The following is a 1,288-nucleotide window of genomic DNA, read 5'->3' as shown; positions in this document are numbered from 1 at the left end:
GGGGCCGTCGAGCAGCGGGTAGTCGCTGTAGAGCAGGCCAAAGGAAGCGGCCACGCGCTCCAGGCGGGTGCGCAGGCAGGCAATGAAGGTCCCGGTACGGAAGAACACACCATCGGTCATCAAGCGCTGCCGTAATTCGGCGTCTGGCAGTGCGGAAATCTTCAAGATGGGCTGGTCTCGATCAGGCTGAGAGCGGCAAGTTCGGGCAGCAGCCGGTCGGCCAACGCTGCCGGTGTCGTGCTGGCGTCCAGGTCCCACTCGCTGGCAAGAAACGCAGCCAGGCTGTCGCGGTCGGCTGGGCCTAGCCGCAGCCGTTCCAGCAGGCTGGCCGCGACGCCGCTGAGCAGATGGGTGTCGCCGGAGAGGTCGTTATAGACGACAGTTTCCTCGTCGTCCGACAGCATGCGCAGGCGCTGTCCGGCGCGCAGCTTCCAGTTCATCCGGAATACATCCCGCGCCGGATCAGCCGAGGTTGCCCGGCGGCGTATAGGGCAGGCCCTGGCTGGCGCCGAGATAATTGATGATGTCGTTCTCGCTCCACTGGATACCGGCGCTCGGCGTATAGATGCCTTTGGCTTGCCATTCCTTGAAGATGGCGATGGCCTGCAAGTGCGTGGGATAGGTATTGAGTTCGGCCAGGGAATTGAGATAGGCGGCGATGATGAACTTGACCACGATCNTTGAGATAGGCGGCGATGATGAACTTGACCACGATCGGCGTTTCGGTTCCATTCAACGCTTCGAACAGGGTAGCCTCGTCCAGCGAAGTGCTCTTGGCCTCGTTTGCCTGCTTGTCCTTCTTGTCAACCCGGCTCGGAAATGCATCGTAGAACTTCTGCGGCGTGCCGGTACGGAACATCAGGCTGGAGCTGCCGAAGATGTCGATGAAGCGGCTGGTCTTGGGGACGGGCCATTCACGGCTCGTCGTCACCCAGCTTGCCGCAGTGATGCCCTCGCACATGACGGGCTGGTTGTTATGCTGGCTCAGGTTGGCCGAAGCAAAACCGGATGGCGACTTGCACGTGGCCTGCGCCAGCACGGAACGACTGGTAAGCGTCAGGATGACCGCGGATGCACCCACGCCAGCCCGGGTGAACCTGCGGCGCGATGGATTGCGCACTTGCGGAGGCGTCATCGCATCACCGTTTTGCGGCTGGCGACCCGTTTCCTCATGTCCAGAATTTTCCATCGTCATGTTGTGCACTCCCGTATTCTCGAATGACGCAATTTTAACCGTCTACCTGAATACTAACAGAAGGGGATTCAAAGTTGACAATTAGAATGATGT

At 60.1% G+C, this 1,288-nt stretch carries 1 protein-coding gene; it reads right to left on the bottom strand.

From position 1 onward, the window contains the following. Positions 1 to 161: 161 nt before the first annotated feature. Positions 162 to 440: an HPr-rel-A system PqqD family peptide chaperone gene (locus JK635_RS28050; protein ID WP_202653107.1), complete on the bottom strand. Its 279-nt coding sequence runs from the start codon at positions 438 to 440 to the stop codon at positions 162 to 164. Positions 441 to 1,288 lie beyond the last annotated feature (848 nt).

The organism is Neobacillus paridis, from assembly GCF_016765675.1.
GTDB classification, from domain to species: Bacteria; Bacillota; Bacilli; order Bacillales; family Cytobacillaceae; genus Neobacillus; species Neobacillus paridis.
Note: the sequence above shows the minus strand (reverse complement) of the source record. Positions and strands in the feature narration are given on the sequence as shown.

Bases quoted from the DNA above. Each gene is read 5' to 3' on its own strand.
- JK635_RS28050 (WP_202653107.1), bottom strand. From the start codon at position 440: ATGAACTGGAAGCTGCGCGCCGGACAGCGCCTGCGCATGCTGTCGGAC.